The sequence below is a fragment of the Streptomyces sp. YJ-C3 genome, assembly GCF_053891275.1.
The window spans coordinates 4,734,511-4,752,144 of record NZ_CM132685.1 but is presented as its reverse complement, the minus strand read 5'-3'; the positions used below and the strand labels follow the sequence as shown (position 1 = coordinate 4,752,144).

General features: G+C 69.5%; 14 protein-coding genes. 6 read left to right on the top strand and 8 right to left on the bottom strand.

The window, feature by feature from the left end; translation table 11 throughout:
* Positions 1-196: 196 nt before the first annotated feature.
* A complete protein-coding gene (locus ACVHNB_RS21195; protein WP_456225576.1) occupies positions 197-2,971 on the top strand; it encodes a helix-turn-helix transcriptional regulator in 2,775 nt (924 codons plus the stop codon).
* Positions 2,972-2,978: 7 nt separating this feature from the next.
* Here the strand turns inward: ACVHNB_RS21195 and ACVHNB_RS21190 are convergent, their stop codons facing one another.
* Entirely contained in the window at positions 2,979-3,776 is a 798-nt protein-coding gene (locus ACVHNB_RS21190; protein WP_456225575.1) for an alpha/beta hydrolase, read from the bottom strand.
* Between the two features lie 402 nt (positions 3,777-4,178).
* Here ACVHNB_RS21190 and ACVHNB_RS21185 point away from each other — a divergent pair, with 402 nt between their 5' ends.
* The gene (locus ACVHNB_RS21185) at positions 4,179-5,246 is read left to right on the top strand and encodes an alpha/beta fold hydrolase (protein ID WP_456225574.1); all 1,068 of its coding nucleotides are present in this window, start codon (positions 4,179-4,181) and stop codon (positions 5,244-5,246) included.
* 247 nt (positions 5,247-5,493) lie between these two features.
* On the top strand, positions 5,494-6,870 hold the full coding sequence (locus ACVHNB_RS21180) for a hypothetical protein (RefSeq protein ID WP_456225573.1): 1,377 nt from the start codon (positions 5,494-5,496) through the stop codon (positions 6,868-6,870).
* 40 nt (positions 6,871-6,910) lie between these two features.
* Here the strand turns inward: ACVHNB_RS21180 and ACVHNB_RS21175 are convergent, their stop codons facing one another.
* Positions 6,911-8,515 (bottom strand): ISL3 family transposase, encoded by a 1,605-nt coding sequence (locus ACVHNB_RS21175; RefSeq protein WP_456225572.1) that lies wholly within the window; start codon positions 8,513-8,515, stop codon positions 6,911-6,913.
* A gap of 368 nt (positions 8,516-8,883) precedes the next feature.
* Here ACVHNB_RS21175 and ACVHNB_RS21170 point away from each other — a divergent pair, with 368 nt between their 5' ends.
* Complete coding sequence (locus tag ACVHNB_RS21170) at positions 8,884-9,417, top strand: hypothetical protein (RefSeq protein WP_456225571.1); 534 nt, start codon at positions 8,884-8,886, stop codon at positions 9,415-9,417.
* Positions 9,418-9,770: 353 nt separating this feature from the next.
* Here the strand turns inward: ACVHNB_RS21170 and ACVHNB_RS21165 are convergent, their stop codons facing one another.
* The 6 genes from ACVHNB_RS21165 to ACVHNB_RS21140 form a co-directional block, all read right to left on the bottom strand.
* The gene (locus tag ACVHNB_RS21165; protein WP_456225570.1) at positions 9,771-11,405 is read right to left on the bottom strand and encodes a tannase/feruloyl esterase family alpha/beta hydrolase; all 1,635 of its coding nucleotides are present in this window, start codon (positions 11,403-11,405) and stop codon (positions 9,771-9,773) included.
* 488 nt (positions 11,406-11,893) lie between these two features.
* A complete protein-coding gene (locus ACVHNB_RS21160) occupies positions 11,894-12,583 on the bottom strand; it encodes a cytochrome b/b6 domain-containing protein (protein WP_456225569.1) in 690 nt (229 codons plus the stop codon).
* Positions 12,567-13,295 (bottom strand): molybdopterin-dependent oxidoreductase, encoded by a 729-nt coding sequence (locus ACVHNB_RS21155; protein ID WP_456225568.1) that lies wholly within the window; start codon positions 13,293-13,295, stop codon positions 12,567-12,569. The genes ACVHNB_RS21160 and ACVHNB_RS21155 overlap by 17 nt, the downstream gene beginning before the upstream one ends.
* 154 nt (positions 13,296-13,449) lie before the next feature.
* Positions 13,450-14,991 (bottom strand): MDR family MFS transporter, encoded by a 1,542-nt coding sequence (locus ACVHNB_RS21150; protein ID WP_456225567.1) that lies wholly within the window; start codon positions 14,989-14,991, stop codon positions 13,450-13,452.
* Positions 14,992-15,072: 81 nt separating this feature from the next.
* Complete coding sequence (locus ACVHNB_RS21145) at positions 15,073-16,515, bottom strand: aldehyde dehydrogenase (protein WP_456225566.1); 1,443 nt, start codon at positions 16,513-16,515, stop codon at positions 15,073-15,075.
* 130 nt (positions 16,516-16,645) lie between these two features.
* A complete protein-coding gene (locus ACVHNB_RS21140; RefSeq protein ID WP_428957167.1) occupies positions 16,646-16,831 on the bottom strand; it encodes a hypothetical protein in 186 nt (61 codons plus the stop codon).
* Between the two features lie 302 nt (positions 16,832-17,133).
* Between ACVHNB_RS21140 and ACVHNB_RS21135 the strand changes: the two genes are divergently transcribed.
* Both ACVHNB_RS21135 and ACVHNB_RS21130 read left to right on the top strand, forming a co-directional pair.
* The gene (locus ACVHNB_RS21135) at positions 17,134-17,316 is read left to right on the top strand and encodes a Bax inhibitor-1/YccA family membrane protein (protein WP_456225565.1); all 183 of its coding nucleotides are present in this window, start codon (positions 17,134-17,136) and stop codon (positions 17,314-17,316) included.
* Positions 17,317-17,414: 98 nt separating this feature from the next.
* Positions 17,415-17,597 carry a hypothetical protein gene (locus ACVHNB_RS21130; protein ID WP_428957169.1) on the top strand — a complete coding sequence of 61 codons (183 nt, stop codon included), beginning with the start codon at positions 17,415-17,417 and terminating at the stop codon, positions 17,595-17,597.
* Positions 17,598-17,634: the final 37 nt, after the last annotated feature.

Genomic DNA, 17,634 nt, shown 5'->3' with positions numbered 1-17,634 from the left:
CGTTCACGCACCCGACCCCTCGTCCCAACTGGGCCTCCGGCGGCGGGAGTCGGCCTGAAGGCCACCGGACGAAGACGTCTCGGGTCACGGGCCGTGTGCGTGTTCTCAGCATGCGGCTGTGCGAGACACGTGTGGGTGGGCGGCAGTGCGCGGCACGACCGCGCGACATGTCATCAGGGGAAGGAAGGGGGACGCCGTGGAGTCGCTCGGCACCACCGTCGTCGGCCGGGCCGGCGAGCAGGAGACGCTGTCCGCGTTCGTGACCGAGGACGCGGGACGTGCCCTCGTCCTCAGGGGCGAGACCGGCGTGGGCAAGAGCACCTTGATGGACCAGGTGGCCCGGCTGGCGGCCGACGAGGCACACCGGCTGATCCGGATCGCCGGTGTGGAGACGGAGTCCGAGCTCCCGTTCGCCGGACTCCACCAGCTTCTCCACCCCCTGCTGAACCGCACGGCCGAGCTCGACGAGCAGCACCGTGCGCTCTTCGACGTCGTCTTCGGGCTCAGCGCCGGTCCGCCCCCGTCCGTCATGGCGCTCGGCATCGCCGTACTGGACCTGCTCGCCCTGGCCTCCGCCCGCGACCCGCTCACCTTTCTGATCGACGACGGCCAGTGGCTGGACGACTCCAGCGCCGAGGTGTGCGGGTTCGTGGCGCGCCGGCTCTCCGGCAGCTCGGTCAGGATGCTGGTCGCTCTGCGCTCCGACGTCCGTTCACGTTTCGACACCGCGGCCCTCCCGGAAGTCGTGGTGGAGCCGCTCTCCGACGAGGCGGCCGGGCAACTCCTCGACCTGCGCCATCCGCAGATGGACAAGGAGAGCCGGCAGATCGTGCTCGAGCACGCGCAAGGCAACCCGCTGGCGCTGCTCGAACTGCCCCCGCACGTGGTCGGCAGCGGCCGAGGCGCCCGCATGGCAGCGGAATTCGCCGGCTTCGGCGGGGTGTCGCTGCCGCGCCGCCTCCAGCACGTCTACGGCGTCCGCATCGAGCGTCTCGCACCCGCCGTCCGCACGGAGCTGCTGCGGGGCGCACTCGACGGTGTGGGGGCCGGCAACGGCCGAGGCCGAGCCCACGGCGCGCAGTACCGGATGGAGAACGTGGACGAGGCGGCCGCCGCGGGGCTGCTCGAAGTCGACCCGGTCAGCGGTGACTTCCTCTTCCGGCACCCGCTGATCCGCGGCACCGTCGCGCAGTTGGCGACGCCCAATCAGCGCCGCGCGGCGCACGCCGAGCTTGCACGGGTGCACCGGACCGACCTCGAACGCCGTGCCGGACATCTGGCCGCGGCGACGATCGACCCCGACGACGAGGTGGCGGCCACGCTGGAGGCGGCGGCCGGATCCGCGACCCGGCGTGGCGGCGCGGCTGCCGCTGTGTCCTGGCTGACCCGGGCCGCGGAGCTCAGCGAGCAGCCTGCGGACCGGTCCCGGCGCCTCGGTGACGCCGCCTACATCGCGGGCCAGGCGGCCCTCCTCGACCAGGCGCGGACCCTCGTGCACTACGCGGATCCGGGGCTCGGGGCGGCCGGTTCGATGGCCTCCGTCATCACCACGGCCTACGTCGGCTTCTTCCAGGACGGCGAGGTCAGACCGACGCACCAGCAGGTCATGGCGGCGGTGGAGCGGCTCCGTGACGACGGGCCGGACCCGGAAACGGACGAGGTCCTCAACCGTCTGCTCGCCGTGCTGCTCGCCATCTGCCAGTACGCGAGCGACGCGGCCATGTGGCGGCGCACCGAGAGCCTCCTGGACTCGCTCGGCGAGCGGGTGCACACCCTGACCGCGATCCTGCGCGACGCGTGGGGCGATGTCGTCCTGCACGGTTCGGGACTGCGGGAGCGTGTGGAGAAGGCCTTCACCGCGCAGGAGACACTGGCGCCCTGGGACGTGACCCGGCTGACCGTCGCCGCGTACCACGTGGACACGCTGAGCATGCACCGCCCGTACATGCGGCGGGCCGTGGAGCGCGAGAAGGACAACGGCGCCGTCTCCAACGCCATGACCATGCTCCACCTGATCATGCTGGACCAGATGGCGTCCGGAGGGTGGGCCGAGGCGGAGGAGACCGGGGAGCGCGCACTCGAACTGGCCCTTGCTCATGGATACACGCTGCTCGCCCACCACAGCCGCGCCTACCTCGGCCTGCTGGCCGCGACGCAAGGCCGCCTTGAGCGAGCTCGGGAACTGCAAGCGGCCGTGGACGCCTGGGCGCGGCCGCGCGGCGTCGGCTTCCTCACCCAGATCTCGGAGGCCACCGGAGCGGCGGCGGCACTCAGCGAGGGCGACTACGAGGCCGCGTACCTGTACGCGATCGGTATCACCCGGCCCGGTTCCTTCGAACCGTACGCGCACCAGGCCTCCCGGACGCTGCTCGACCTCGTGGAGGCGGCGGTGCACACCGGGCGCGGGGAGCAGGGGCGCCAACACGCTTTGGCAGCGCATGACGTGGGGCTGCCGCACGTGTCTCCCCGGCTGGCGCTCATCACGCTCGGGGCCCTCGCGATGACGGCGGAGGACCCGAAGGAGGCGGAGGATCTGTACACCCGGGCCGAGGCACACCCGGCGGCGCGCGATCTCCCCTTCGAGCTCGCGCGGATCCGTCTCGCCCACGGCATCCGGCTGCGGCACACCAGCGGGCCCAGGACGGCCCGGCCGGTGCTCACCCGGGCCGCCGAGACGTTCGACCGCCTCGGGGCCGCGGCCTGGGCCGAGCGCGCCCATGCCGAGCTGCGGGCCTCGGGGCTGTCCACCCGGACGTCCGCGCTGCACCTGGCGGCGCTGACCTGGCAGGAGCGGCGGATCGCCGAACTGGCGGCCGGCGGGCTGACGAACAAGGAGATAGGCGAGCGCATGCGCCTGTCGCCGCGCACCGTCAGCTCCCACCTGTACCGCATCTTCCCGAAGCTCGGCATCACCTCGCGCGCCGCGCTGCGCGACGCCCTCGGCAGGACTCCCGAGGGCGACCATCGCTGACCGCTCCCTACGGCTGGTCACCGTGGATGCCGTGCTGGGCCAGCCACACGAGGACGTGGTCGGCGACGCCCTGCCATCCGCTGTCGATGGTGAGCGAGTGCGCCCGGTCGGGGAACTGCTTCAGGCTGCTCTGCGCGGCCGCGTCGCCGTACAGCTTGTAGACCGCCCGGTTGACCTCGTCGGGCACCATGCGGTCCTCCTGCCCGGACACCAGCAGCAGGGGTCCGCGCCGGCTGTTGGCGGTGTCGACGGTCCGCCGGCGCTGCGCAGAGCCGGGCCCGTCCGACAGGTCGGACAGCAGGCGGCGCGACGAGGGGATCACGTAGTGCTCGAAGAGCCGTGATGCCTCCTCGGGCACGGTGTTGGCGAACGCGGCGCGGAACTGCTCGGCGCTGAGTGACACCGTCGGCGACGGACCCGCCGAATCCGGCCACCGGGCGGGATCGGTGAACACCGCACCGGGCGGGGCACCTTCGATGGGCGCGGGCGCGATGGCCACCGTGGCCCGGATCCGCCCGAGCCCGAGCAGGTACTGGGCGATCAGCCCGCCGACCGAGTGGCCGATGACCACGGGCGGGATGTCGAAGGAACGGACGATGTCCTCGTAGTGCTCGGTCAGGGCATCCAGCCCGATCTCCGGCAGCGCGCCGGGGGAGCGGCGCGCCTCACCGACGGTCTCGGGCTCTCCCGGCCAGCCGGGCGCGACCACGGCGAAACCGCGGTCGGTGAAGCGGGTGACCCACGGCCGCCAGGACGCGGAGTGCAGCCAGGGGCCGTGGATGAGGACGACGGGAGTCCGGGGCACGGCACAGTCCCTCCGTGAGCGTGGATGAGCACCCGGCACGGGCGTGTGGGGGGCGACACCGCCAGGATCAACCACGCGCGCGGCCGGGGAAACAGTCGAATGACTTAATGCACCGGCCGCGGGCCGTCCGGACCGCGGGGGATGCCGCCGCCTCGCGCGGTGGCCTCCGGCCGGGAGAGCCGTGGAGCGGGTTCCGGCACGTCACACATCACCGTCAAGTGACTGATGTGCCGAGGGGTGGTCCAGGACGACAGTGTGGAGCGCCGATCACTCGCCGCATTCGAGAGCAAGAGCGATACCTCGCGTCACCCCTTTGACTGGTGACGCATTGTGTGTCAGTGTCGAAGCGCGCGCAGACCGGCCACGCAGGGCCACACATCGGAAACGTACGAGGGGTTTCACATGATCAACAGGCGCACCTTCACCAAGGCAGTGGGTATCGGCACGGGAGCGGCCGCCGTCTCGCTGACCGGTCTGCAGGGCGTCTCGGGCGCCGCCACCAGCTCCTCCGGCGCGAGCGGCGGCAAGGTGCCGGTCGTCCCGACGATCGCCCCCGGCACCCACACCTCGTTCCCGTCGGTGAAGCAGGTCCGGGCGGGTCTGCTGAACGTCGGCTACGCCGAACTCGGCCCGGCGCACGGCCCGGTGGTCCTCTGCCTGCACGGCTGGCCCTACGACATCCACAGCTACGTGGACGTCGCGCCGCTCCTGGCCGACCAGGGCTACCGGGTGATCGTCCCGTTCCTGCGCGGCCACGGCTCGACGCGCTTCCTGTCCGCGCGCACGTTCCGCAACGCCCAGCAGTCGGCGATCGCCCTGGACATCATCGCCCTGATGGACGCCCTCAAGATCGACAAGGCCGTGCTGGCCGGCTTCGACTGGGGTTCGCGGACCGCCGACATCATCGCGGCCCTGTGGCCCGAGCGCGTCAAGGCACTGGTCTCGGTGAGCGGTTACCTCATCACCAACCGCAAGGCGCAGCTCACGCCGCTCCCCGCGAAGGCCGAGCACACCTGGTGGTACCAGTACTACTTCGCCACCGAGCGCGGGAAGCTCGCCATGGAGTCCGAGGAGCACCGCCTGGAGGTCACCCGGCTCGTCTGGGACCTGGTCTCGCCGAGCTGGGGCTTCGACGACGCGACGTTCCACCGCACGGCCGCCGCGTTCTCGAACCCCGACTACGCCGCGATCGTGATCCACAACTACCGCTGGCGCCTGGGCCTGGAGGAGGGGGAACGCCGCTACGACCGGTACGAGAACGTGCTCGAGGCGGGGCCGTCCATCGCGGTGCCCAGCATCACGGTGGACGCCGAGCTCGACCCGTTCACCCCGGCCGGCGGAGACACCGGGTACCGCTCCAAGTTCACCGGTAAGTACGAGCACCGCACGCTCGCCGGCATCGGTCACGACCTGCCGCAGGAGGCCCCGACGGCGTTCGCCCAGGCCGTCGTGGACGTGGACCACTTCTGACCGAGGCGGACAGGTGCGGGGCCGGCCACCATGGCCGGCCCCGCACCTGTGTTGTGACCGTGCATCCGGTCGGCCGGAGCAGTCGTCCGGAACGCCGAACGGCGGTTCAAGGCGCAGATATGCGTCGCCTGGCTATGTCGGTCTGTAGGGGGTTCTGGCACAGATCTTGGGGAGCCGTCGCGGATCGTAGCTGAGCTCTTCGATTGCATGACGTCGTATGTCAGTGGGTGCTTCTAGGCTCGCGCCCATGAACATCGATGATCTTGGATGGCAGGCTCGCACTCTTGGCGGACTGTCCCCGAGAAATGTGGGCTTTCTGTTGGAGCACGGCCACTTGGACCTGGTGATCCAGGCGGCGGCGGAACGCGGGGAGTGGTTCTGCGCCACGGGCGCGGCGGAGGAGTTGTGCCGGGCGGGAGAGTTCAACCGGGCTCTGGAGGTGGTGGAGCCGTTCGTCACGATCGGCTGGCGGGCTGCCCTGTGGGCGAAGGCCGACATTTTGCTTCAGGCGGGCCGAACGGAAGTGGCTCTGGACCTGGTTCGTCTCGATGAAGTCGGCCGCGCATCGAAGGCCGAGTGCCATGACTTCGCGGTACTGCTTGTCAAAGCGGGGCGCGTCGATGAGGCGATCGACCTGCTGGTTCGGCACGTCGACGGCTGGTGGAGGCTGTCGGTCCTGGTGGAGGTCACCGAGGGGCAGGGCCGTGACGAACAGGTGCTGGAGCTGATCGCCCCGCACGCCGACGCTGCGCGGCGGGCCCGCGGCGAGGACCGGTGGAACCAGAGCTTCTGGAACGCGCAGGAGCTACAGGCCCAGGTGTTGGAGCGCGCCGGCCGCCCCGACGAGGCGATCCGGATCCTCGGCCGGGACATAACCGCAGGCCACTGCTTCTCCCAGGACACCCTTACCGCCTACGCCGAGCTGCTGGCACGTCACGGCAGGCTCGCCGAGCTGCGCGAGCTGAGCACTGGAGAGCACGCGCACACGGTCCTGGACATCTACGCGGGCGCCCTGCGCGACCATGGGCGGGCAGCGGAGGCCGAAGCCGTGATGAGGGACGCCATCGCTGCCGACGACTGGACCGGGTATCGCGCCTGGCTGTCCACGACGTTGCTGGCGGACGGCCGCCTCGACGACGCGATCGCCGTCGCTGAACCTGGCTTCGGCGCGTACGACTGCTCCAACCTTTTGTGGCCGCTTGTCGCACCACTTCTCAACCGTCCTGAGGAGCTTCTCTACTTGGTGGAGCACTCCAGTGTCGTGCCCCACTATGGCCACGAGGAGTTCCAGCACTGGTGGCGGGCCTGGGCCCTGGCCGGTCTGGGACGTATCGATGAGGCGATCGCTGTGGCCGAAGCCGACCCGTCCCCTTGGACCGACCTCGGCATCGTGAAGGCTCACCTTCTCAGCGCCGCTGGCCGCCATGAAGCCGCCGCCGCTGAACTGCGCTCCCTCGGAACGATCAAGGCACGTAAGGAACTCTTGGAGGTCTTGGTCCGCCATGGGCGCGCGGTCGAGGCGATGGCCCTTCATCCAACGGTAGCCGAGGAACGGACCGCCGAGCAGGAGCGCAAGCCCGTTCCTATGGGCGAGAACGGGTACTCCCTGGAGCCTCCGTTCTAGGAACACTCCGCGCCCACTCCCCAAGAGTGGGCGCGGAGTATCACTGAAGCAGGATCATCTTGCGGAGTAACTCGAATCCGGCACGGCCGTAGAGCTGCCGCTTGATCTTCTTGATGCGGTTCACGGCGCCTTCCGTGCCGCCGGAGCTCCAGGGCAAGGTGAGGCCGGCGGTCACCGCATCGAGGTCTCGGAGGTGGTGGAGGGCGAAGATGGTGAGGCCGGGCAGCTGGCTGGCATCGACGGCCTCGATCCATGCGGGGAGTGTGGGACCCAGCCGGTGAGCAAGGATCTCGCCGAAACCGCGGACATGTTCGGCCGCGATACCCAGTTCAGGGCAGCGAGCCAGGACGTCCTTCAACGCGGCGCGCTCGTCTTCGCTCAGGGTTGGGGGGTGACGGGTAAGCCAGCCGGTGACCCGCCTCACGGTCGGCGGCGGGGGCGGCGCCTGCGGCGGTGCAGCGCGCAGGGTGGCAATGTAGGCGCGGACCATCTGGTAGGTGACGGGCGCGTTCGCAGCGATCAGTTCGTGATGCAGGCGCGTGACGTTCGTGCATCCCGCGGCGAACCGGCGCTCCAGATAGGGCTTGTAGGGATCCAGACGACTGGGCCGGGGGCGGTTCTCCCGGAGGGTGTCCTGCCAGGTGGCAGCACGTGCGTAGCGCAGCACGGTGTTGAGCCCCCAGCCCAGATGCCGGGCGATCGCCCGGCGGGAGTGGCCCTGGGCGAGCAGTTCGTGGACCAGGGCGTGCACGGCTTTCTTGCGCTGGGCCCGCCGGCCATCAAGGTCCGGTCCGCCGCGCACCGAGTCATTGGGCGACGCCTCAACGCCCGTTCGTGGTGGCGCTGTGGGTCCGTTCAGGCATTCGCGGTGGGCGGCGACGCAGGTTTCCACGGCTCGGCCGATGCCCTGCCACAGGTGGAACCGGTCGGCGACCTGGATCGCGGCGGGAGCGCCGAGTCGCGCTCCCTCGGCATAGGCCCCCGCCCGGTCCCGGCAGATGATCTCCACACCCGGGTGGGTGGCCAGCCACGCGGCCAGCGGCCCGGAGTCGCGCGTCGGAAGCACGTCCACCACGCGATGGGTCTCTCCGCAGGCCAAGACGGTGGAGTAGGTCTGCCCACGGCGGGTAGCGAAGTCATCCACACCCAGCACGCACGGCGTGCTGAGCTGTGGGTCAGGCAGCGCCATGACCCTGCGCAGCAGGGTCATCCGTCCCACCTGGAAGCCCAGTTGGGCGGTCAGCCGGGCGCCGGCCCGTCCGGCGAGTGCGAGCCCGACGCGCTCCAGGATGTGGCCCAGCCGCGTGGTGAAGCGCGCGTACGGAACGGTCAACTGAGCGAACGGCTCGGCGAACGTGCGACGCGGGCAGTCGTCCATGACGCAGATGAAACGCCGGACCGTCAGATGGATCACGACACTCTGTTCAGCGAGCGGCAGATCCATCAGTCTGCGCTGGTAGGAGTCGTGTACTCGGTTCGAGGAGTGGCCGCAGTCCGGACAGGCTGCCCCGGGTGCCCGGCCTCTGGCCGTGACGTCGACCGTACCGAAGGTGGCGGTCACCGCTTCGACGCCCACGTCGTCGATTCCGTCGAACACGAGCGAGTCCCAGAACGTTGCATCGGCCTGCATGACCAGCACCGCCACCGCTCGTTGCGGTCACCGGAGAGGTCGAGCGCAGAGTTGACGGAGCGTCACTCCCTGCTGCAAGGCGGGAAGGCGTACGCGGCCTCACAGGAATCCGGGTCCTTGCAATCGAACACCGCGGTGACGCTCCGCGACGGCTCCCCAAGATCTGTGCCAGAACCCCAAACTCATCGACAAACGACTCCCGCAACCAGGCTCTGGCCCACTTTCTGTGGAGCAGGCACGGGAACCTTCGTTCGAGTCCGGGGAAGGCGCAGGACATGCGCCGTGTCGGCCCTGCCGCTGCCCGGCGGGTTCGACGTCGCGCAGCTCGGTGCTAGAGCCGGGACGGCTGCCACCTTGGATCTATAGAGCACTACCATGCGGCGGTGTCAGACTTCATAAAGCAACTGCCCGCCCTGCTTGGGGTAATGATCGGAGCCTTCGGCTCGTACGTGGTGGTCATGCGTGGCGATCGGGCGAGGTTCCGCCGGGAGCACGCAGCTCGGTGGCAGGAGCGTCAGCTCGCGGCCTACACCGACTACGCGCTGACGCTGAAGAGGACCGTCACGCTTCATCGCCGCGTCGCGGCGCATCTCGGCCTCGACGGCTATCCGCACCCTCTGCCGCCCGCAGAGGTTACTTCCCTCCTGGTCGACGCCGCCGACGCCCGCTCCGCAGCCGGAGAAGGGCTGCTGATGCTCGGCTCTCCCGAGGTCGTAGAGGCGGCGCACGGATGGGCGCTCACCGTGATGGAGGTGGAAGGCCTTTTGGGTGCTCCTGGCTGCACCGCTGATACATGGTCGGCGCAGCTCGAGAAGCAGCGAACGGCCCGGGAGAAGTACTACACGGTGATCCGGCGCGACATGGAGCTGCCGGCAGGCCATTCGGGCCGGTGGCAGCCACCGCTGACCCTGTCCTGATGCGATGTAGCGCAGCTCCACAAGAAGTGGGCCAGAGCCCGCAACCACGGACATAACCACGTTGCCCCTTGAACCGCCGTTCGGCGTTTCCCGAAATACTTCGGGGAACCGTGAACTCCGGTGCCCTCGCGACACGTTGTAGAGGCAGAGACAGGCTCCTGTCGCCCGGTGGCCGACTGGTCGGCCGGGTGGCAGGCCGAGATGGCCGTCGGTCGCGGCTTCCCCCGTCAGGACCGACGGCCACCTCATTCTTCTGGGGCGGTACGCCGGCGCCCGTACGACGTGAAGGGGTGGGCCCGGACCGATGGTGATCGGTCCGGGCCCGCCCCTCACTCATGGGGTGGTGCAGCAGATCAGTGGTGCGAGCGCACGCAGCGGAAGCTGGCGGCGTCCGCGATGTCACCGTGGCCCTTGTACTGGGGCACCAGCGGGTAGCGGCACACGTCACGGGTGACGGTGCTGCCCGCGGCATCCGTGACCGAGGCCTTCAGCGTCTGCGGGGCCTTGCCCTGCTCGACCCACTTGGTCAGCGCGCCGAGCGCGTCGGTCGGCACGGGACCGGTGTTGCCGTAGCCGGCGCAGTGGTTGGTGCCCGGCACCAGGAACAGCCGGTAGAAGTCGTCGATGCGCTGCGCCTCGCCCAGCTTCTTCTCGACCCGCTCGCGGTAGTCCACCGTCCCCTGGGTGGGGATCAGTTGGTCGGCCTGGCCGTGCCAGGTCAGCAGCTTCCCACCGGAGTTGCGGAAGCCCGACAGGTCCGCGTCGTCGGTGCCGATGGCCTTGTCGTACTCGGCCTGGGACTGCCGGAAGAGCTTCTCGAATTCCGCGTAGCCGATGGTCGTCACGTCGAAGGAGGGCTGCTTCTTCACGAAGGTCGAGACCCACTCGGCGGGCACCTGGAACGGTTGGCCCTTGACGGTGCCGTCGGTGTCGGGCGCCGATGCCGCCAGGTCGTTGAGTTCGGACCCGATGGTGGGGCCGAACCACAGCTTCTTGCCGTGCGTGTCGCGCGGACCGTCCCAGATCTTGCGGATCACGGCGGCGTCGGCGGCCGTGAAGGTCACCTGCTTGCCGTCGCACTCCAGGGTCGTGCCGATCAGCTTGCGCGGGTCGTAACCGCACGCGGCGGGATCGCCGATGACTCCGTCCGCGGCGCCGTCCAGTGTGTCGCACGCCTTGACGGCGGCCTGCGTCGCCGCGTCGAGTTCACACTTCGTGGGGTAGGTGTGCTCCTCGTTCATCACCACTTGCGGCCAGAGCGTGGCGACCTCGAACTCGTCCCAGTTGATGCCGGGCGCGTTGGCGAGGATGCCATCGAAGTCGTCGGGGTGGGCCTGCGCCTCGGCGTAGCCCTGCCGGCCGCCCGTCGAGCAGCCGTTGAAGTACGAGTACGAGGCGGAGCGGCCGTAGACGCCGCTGATGACCTGCTTGGCGACGACCGCGGCCTCGTGCACGGACCGCGAGGCGAAGTTCTTCAGCAGCGTCCGGTCGATCTTCCCCTGGTCGTCCAGGGCCCAGTCGACGTCGACGTAGGTGCTGACGCCGGCGTCGGTCGTTGCGGTGGCGTAGCCGCTCTTGACGGCGGCGGACAGCGCGGCGCCGTAGTCACCGGCCGCGTAGGCGCTGCCGCCGACGCCCTGGAACCGGCCGTTCCAGGAGGACTCGGGCAGCCACACCTGGACCTTGGCGTGGTCCTCGGCGCCCAGGTGGTTGACGGTGACGGTCACCTCGCAGTGGGCCGGGACGTCTTTGACCGTGTCCCCGGGCAGCGGCGACACGGGCGGCACCTCGACGTCCCCCGCCGGCCGGCTCACGGCCGTCACGGACTCGATCCTGGTGCCGGCAGGAGCCTTCAGCGGAAGAGGGGTGGACGCGCACCGGAACGGCGCGGCGGCGGAGTCCGCGGATTCCGCCGTGGCCGAGGGCAGATACACCGCTGCCGTCACCAGCGGCACCGCGGCCGCGAGGACGGTCAGAAGTCGTCTCATGACATTCCTTAATCGATCGAGTGTCTGCCGCGCGGCGGAGACACATGTGTGCGTGCTGAGCGATCCGGTCCGAGGGTCGTCCCCCGGTTTCGTCGTCCGCAGGTCGTCGGGCAGTACCCCGTCTGCGCATGCTGGTTCAGGAGTGCTCGATCCGTTCACCGACTGGCGGGCAAGGGCGCCACTGCGCCGCTCGCCCCGCGCTCGTCGGCTTCGGGAAGAGGCTCCCACGAGTCTGTATCACCGGTCAAGAGGGTTACTCGTGATGAGTGTGGTTGGCTGTGTGTGCCGGGGTGGCTGCTTGTGCTCATACTTTCGCCCGCGGCGGAGGCGGCGCACATCAGTCACATGACGGTGAGTCCCGGTGGGCTCTCGACCGGACCGGCACATGCGACGGCCCCGGGCGGACCCGGGGCCGAGCTGGTCAGTGTGTTCTCAGGCGGCGCACAGCGGTCGCACACCTTGGGTAGAGAAGGGCGGCCGCCCGGGTGCTAAGTCATTCGACTGCTTCGGCCGTGGCGCGACTCGGCTGCGCCGGCGCTCCCCGTCCCGGCCTGCGGGTCGTCGTCCCCCAGCCACTTGGAATGCTTCTCCCGGGCCCACTGCGGCGACACGTACCCGGTCCGCATGCCGAGCCGAGCCTCCGGGTCCTTGGCCGCCTGACGCATGTGCCCGATGAGTACGAAGGTGATGCCCCAGGCCAGGCAGTCGTGCACGAAGATGGCGCTGGTCCGGGAGATCGCGGGCAGCAGCCCGGTGAACCACATCAGCAGGCCCGTGAACATCATCAGCAGCACGGCACCGGCGATCCAGCCCGCGTAGAGCTTCTGGCCCGCGTTGAACTTCCCGGCCGGACGCGCTGACGACGAGGTCAGCCGCCGGCGCGCCGCGCGCAGCCACTTCCTGTCGTAGGGCGCGAAGCGGTTCAGCCGGCGCAGGTCGGCGCGGAACGCGGGGGAGAGGAGGCCGAGCAGGAACGGGGCCGGCAGCAGGATCCCGGACCACTCGTGAACCGTGACCATGAGATGGCGCCGCCCGACCAGCTGCGCGAGCGGACCCAGGTACAGACAGGCCGCGGTCACCAGACACAGGAACATCAGGTAGCCGGTGGCGCGGTGGACCAGGCGCTCGGCCCGGGTGAACCGGCGGACCTTGCCGTCGCTTTCAGGCAGCCGTGCCATCGCCGTGCCTGTCCTCTCCGTCGAGCCAGCCGTCGATGTCGTAGCCGCGCTCCTCCCAGTAGCCGGGGATCACCTCGTCGGTGACCGAGATGCCCGACAGCCACTTGGCCGACTTGTAGAAGTACATCGCGGCCGTGTACAGCCGGACCGGTCCGCCGTGTTCGTGGGTGATGGGCTTGTCCTGCATCTTCAGGGCCACCATCACGTCGGATCGGCGCGCCTGTTCCAGCGTGAGGTTCTCGCTGTAGGCGCCGTCGAAGCAGGTGAAGCGGAGGGCCTTGCCCTCGGGGCGTACTCCCGCGGCATCGAGGATGTCGGCGAGCTTCACACCTTCGAAGGGGGTGTTCTCCACGCGCCAGCCGTCGGTGCACACCACGTCGTGGACGACGCGGGTCTGCCGCATCGCCCGCAGTTGCGGCAGGGTGAAGATCCTGGGCCGGTCGACGAGACCGTCGATCCGCAGCTCGTAGTTCGTGGTGTTCTTGCGCGGCACCGATCCCACGATGCTGTAGTACCGGAATCCGCCCGGGTTCGGCAGCAGCCCGGTGACTCCGGTCGCGTCGATCTGGGAGGCGGCGCCCAGGACGCTCTCCCAACCGCGCTGCAGGTAAGGGGCGGTGGCGAGTCCCGCGGCACCCGCCACGAGGGTGGCGAGCATCGCCCGCCGGGCCATGGGAGGGCCGCTCTCGGTGTCCTTGCGCTGGTCTGCCATGTCTTCACCGTCCTGTCGGTGTGATGGAGCAACCCATCGCATGTCGTCACGGAATTGAGTGGTTGCGATTCTTATGTGGGGCGAGGCACCCGCCATACGGCGATGTGTGCTGCCCGGTAGGTGGCGGTGCCCGGCTGGCCTGGGGATGCACCCCTCAGACGGCCGTCACATGCTCGTCGGCGGGACGCGAGGCGGCGTTCGTGGGGGCCTCCCGGACGCCGCCCGGGGTCCTGAGCAGGAATGCGAGGACGGTTCCGGCGACGACCAGGGGCGTGATCCACAGGAACGAGGAGCCGATGGCGTGGGCGAAGGCGTCCTGCGCGGTGTCGCGTACCGCGGCGGGCAGTTGGGCGATGGTGTCGGGCCGGGAGGCATCGAAGCCGTCGCTGACCGCGCTGCCGGCGAGCCGTGCGGCGAACCCGCTGGTGAGCAGGGTGCCGAAGACCGCGACTCCGAAGGCGGCGCCGATCGACCGGGCGAAGGTGACGACGGCGCTGGCCGCGCCGAGATCCGTGGTGGGAACGCTGTTCTGCACCGCGGTCAGGACCACCATCGGGACCATGCCGATACCCACACCGGTGACGAGGAAGTAGACGCAGAGGACGACCGCGTTCGTGGCCGCGCCGACAGTGGCCAGCAGGAGCAGGCCCGCGACGTTGAGCAGCATGCCGACGACGAGGATGAGCCGGAGCCGCTCGACATGGCGCGCCCACCGTCCCGCCAGCGACTGGCTGATGACCAGGCCCGCCACCAGCGGAATCATGTGGAGGCCGGACAGCGTCGCGGAGACGCCGTCGACGATCTGCAGATACGTGGGCAGGTAGACCAGGACGCTGAACATGGCCGCGTTGGCCACGAAGCCGATCAGCGAGGTCAGGACCACCGTGCGCGAGGTGAGCATGCTCAGCGGCAGGACGGGGGCCGCGGCGCGGCGCTCGACCGGGACCACCAGGCCGGCGAGCGCGACGGTGGCGACGATCAGGCCGATGATGCCGGGGGAGGCCCAGCCCCAGCGCCGGCCGAACGAGGTGATCAGGACGAGGCCGGTGGCCATGGCGGCCAGGACCAGTGCGCCGAGGTAGTCGATCCGGACAGCCTTGGCGTTCCTCGTTGCGGCCGGCAGCATGCGGGCGGCGATGCCGAGCGCCACCGCGCCGACGGGCAGGTTGATCAGGAACGCCCACCGCCAGGAGAGCTGGTCGGTGAAGATGCCGCCGAGCAGTGGTCCCGCGATGCTGGCGACGCCGTAGACGGAGCCGAACATCCCCTGGTAGCGGCCGCGTTCGCCCGGCGCGACGATGTCACCGACCAGCGCGAACGTCAGCACGATCATGCCTCCGCCGCCGATGCCCTGCAGGATGCGGGCGCCGATCAGTTCAGGCAGGTTCGCCGCGATGCCGCACGCGACGGAGGCGATGAGGAAGATGCCGGTCGAGGCGAGGTAGAGCCGCTTGCGCCCGAACATGTCGCCGAGCTTGCCCCACAGCGGTGTGACCGCGGTGGACGCCAGCAGATAGGCGGCGCTGACCCAGGCGATGTCGTCGAATCCGTCGAGGTCCTCGGCTATGCGGGGCAGGGCGGTGGAGACGATGGTCTGGTCGAGTCCGGACAGGAGCACCGCCAGAATCAGGGCGCTCATGGCTGCGGCGACGCCGCGGGTTCGGGGCGCGCTCGAGAGCTGTGCCGTGGTGGACATCGGAGAGGAGCCTTTCAGAGGCCAGGTGGGGCGGGAGTCGACGTGGGTGGGGGGCTGGTGGAGCTGCCTGGCAGGGCCAGGTCACAGGGTGACGGTCTTGTACTCGGTGTACGTGCCGAGGCCGACCGCGCCGTACTCGCGGCCGATGCCGCTGTTCTTGAAGCCACCGAAGGGGCCGTCGAAGCCGATCGGCGCGCCGTTGACGGTGATGGTGCCGGTCCGCAGGCGGCGGGCGACGGCGAGGGCGTGCTCGGTGTCGGCGGACCATACGCCGCCGGAGAGGCCGTACTCGGAGTCGTTGGCGATACGGACGGCGTCGTCCTCGTCGTCGTAGGCGATGATCACCAGGACCGGGCCGAAGATCTCCTCCTGCGCGATGCGCATGGAGTTGTCGACGTCGGCGAAGACGGTCGGGGTGACGTAGTTGCCGTTCTCCAGGCCTTCGGGGATCTGCGGGCCGCCCGTGACCAGACGCGCGCCTTCCTTGATGCCGATCTCGATGTAGTCGCGAATGCGCTGCTGCTGGTCGGGGCGGATCATCGGGCCGATGAAGGTGTCGGGGTCCTCCGGAGCGCCGACCTTCAGGGACTCCACGAGCTCCTTGACGGCGTCGACGACCTCCTCGTACTGCACGCGCGGCGCGAGGATGCGGGTCTGGGCGATGCACGACTCGCCGTTGTTGAGCAGCGAGCCGAACTTCAGCCCCTGCACCGCCGTGCGCACGTCCGCGTCCGGCAGGATCAGCGCGGCGGACTTGCCGCCCAGCTCCAGGCTGACGCGCTTCAGCTGCTCGCCCGCGATGGCGGCGATCCGACGGCCGGCGCGGGTCGAGCCGGTGAACGCGATCTTGTCGACGTCGGGGTGCGAGACGAGGTACTCGCTGGTCTCCCGGTCGGCGGGCAGCACGCTGATCACACCCTCGGGCAGACCTACCTGCTCCAGCAGCTCGGCCAGGAAGCCCATGCTCAGGGAGTTCTCCGGCGACACCTTCAGCACCACCGAGTTGCCCGCCAGCAGGGCAGGAATGATCTTGGAGGTCGCGGAGGAGAACGGTGAGTTCCAGGGGATCACGGCGGCCACCACACCCACGGCCTCACGACGCACCACGCTGCGGAACGGGGCGGCGGGGTCCGACGGTTCGAGCGTCTCCTCCCAGCCGAACTGCTCCGCCGCCTTCAGGTACGCGTTCGCCTGACGGGTCAGTCCGGGCTGACCGGCGAGGGTGAACCAGCCGGCCGAGCCGTTCTCCGCGGAGATCAGCGAGGCGATCCGCTCCGCGTTCGCCTCACGCAGGGCGTTGAACTGGCGCAACACCGCGACGCGCTGCAGCGGCGGCGTCTCGCGCCAGGTGCCCTCCTCGAAGGCGGCGCGGGCGGCGGCGACGGCGCGGTCGACGTCGGCGGGCTGCGCCTGGGCGGCGCGGCCGATGACGGACCGGTCGTGCGGGGAGCGGATGTCCAGCAGCTCGGGGTCGCTCGGTGCGGTCCAGGTTCCGGCGATGAAGAGACGGTCGTAGACGGTCATGGTGCGCTCCTTAGGGAGAGAGGCTCTCTCTTATCTGTCACTCGAATGTAGCACTTATATAGCTTACTGGCTCATCTGTGTGGACGTGTGAGCGGGCCCGTGGGTGGGCGGCCGGCCGCGAGGGGGCGTCCTACAGGAAGGCGCTGCTGTCCGGTCCGTAGCCGAACATGACGGCGGTTCCCGACCAGCTCCAGAGCTGCGTCTGGTCGGGCCGGGTGTCGGTCTTCGGCGACGGTTCTGAGTCAGTGGGCGTGTGTCGCGCCGCCGCCGTTGCTGCCGCCGCTGTTGCTTCGTTGATGTGTGCCGCGTGAGACATGGTGTCGCCTGCCTGTGAGTTCCTCGTTGTGAGGTGGGGCGATTTCCTTCGGGTGGATGGCGAGTTGCTGTGAACGGTGCAACTCGCTTCATCACTAGTTGGAGCGGTTACGGCAAGCATGGTTGCGATAGGCGTCACCTGTCAAGATGGTTACGGACGGACTCGATTCGCGCATGTCACCGTATTGACTGGTTACGGAGTCTGTGTGAGTCTCGTGTCGATCTCGGGAAGCGGCGGTTCCAGCCTCGCTGTCCCGAGTCACCTTCCGGCCGACTCGGCCACCGGTCGCCGACCACACTGAAGTGGGCCATCGTGCAGACCATCGTGGTCCAGGCGGTGCTCGGCACGATGACCGTCTTCGCCGCCGTGCTGCTCGCCCGGAGGATTCCTGGGCGGCGGCTTTCGGTCTCGTACTCACTCTGCTGTGGCTCTACGTGGAAACGCTGCGGCTGCTCACGCTGGTGAGGGAGGACGACGTCTACTGACGCGGGTCGCCGGCAGGGGCACGTTTCGTCGACGGCGCATACCTACGCAAGCCGATATAAACCTGCAAAGAATCCGCAAACACCCATCGGAGGGGATCATGGCACGACAGAACCGCGGCACCTTCAGGCGTTGGGCCCTCTGGGGCGATGACAGGGCGATCGAGACGCTTGAGCAGAAGCACCGCACCGAACGACGCATGTCCGGAGACCGGGGCGTGCAAGTGGAGGCCGCTCGGGCGCGGTTGCAAGCGGCCAGCGATTACCTCACTGCCGCGACCTGACCGGCCCGTTCGGCGAGAGCGTCGCCGCAGCCCCCGG

Bases quoted from the DNA above. Each gene is read 5' to 3' on its own strand.
- ACVHNB_RS21185 (WP_456225574.1), top strand. From the start codon at position 4,179: ATGATCAACAGGCGCACCTTCACCAAGGCAGTGGGTATCGGCACGGGA.
- ACVHNB_RS21180 (WP_456225573.1), top strand. From the start codon at position 5,494: ATGAACATCGATGATCTTGGATGGCAGGCTCGCACTCTTGGCGGACTG.
- ACVHNB_RS21165 (WP_456225570.1), bottom strand. From the start codon at position 11,405: ATGAGACGACTTCTGACCGTCCTCGCGGCCGCGGTGCCGCTGGTGACG.
- ACVHNB_RS21160 (WP_456225569.1), bottom strand. From the start codon at position 12,583: ATGGCACGGCTGCCTGAAAGCGACGGCAAGGTCCGCCGGTTCACCCGG.
- ACVHNB_RS21155 (WP_456225568.1), bottom strand. From the start codon at position 13,295: ATGGCAGACCAGCGCAAGGACACCGAGAGCGGCCCTCCCATGGCCCGG.
- ACVHNB_RS21150 (WP_456225567.1), bottom strand. From the start codon at position 14,991: ATGTCCACCACGGCACAGCTCTCGAGCGCGCCCCGAACCCGCGGCGTC.
- ACVHNB_RS21145 (WP_456225566.1), bottom strand. From the start codon at position 16,515: ATGACCGTCTACGACCGTCTCTTCATCGCCGGAACCTGGACCGCACCG.
- ACVHNB_RS21140 (WP_428957167.1), bottom strand. From the start codon at position 16,831: ATGTCTCACGCGGCACACATCAACGAAGCAACAGCGGCGGCAGCAACG.
- ACVHNB_RS21130 (WP_428957169.1), top strand. From the start codon at position 17,415: ATGGCACGACAGAACCGCGGCACCTTCAGGCGTTGGGCCCTCTGGGGC.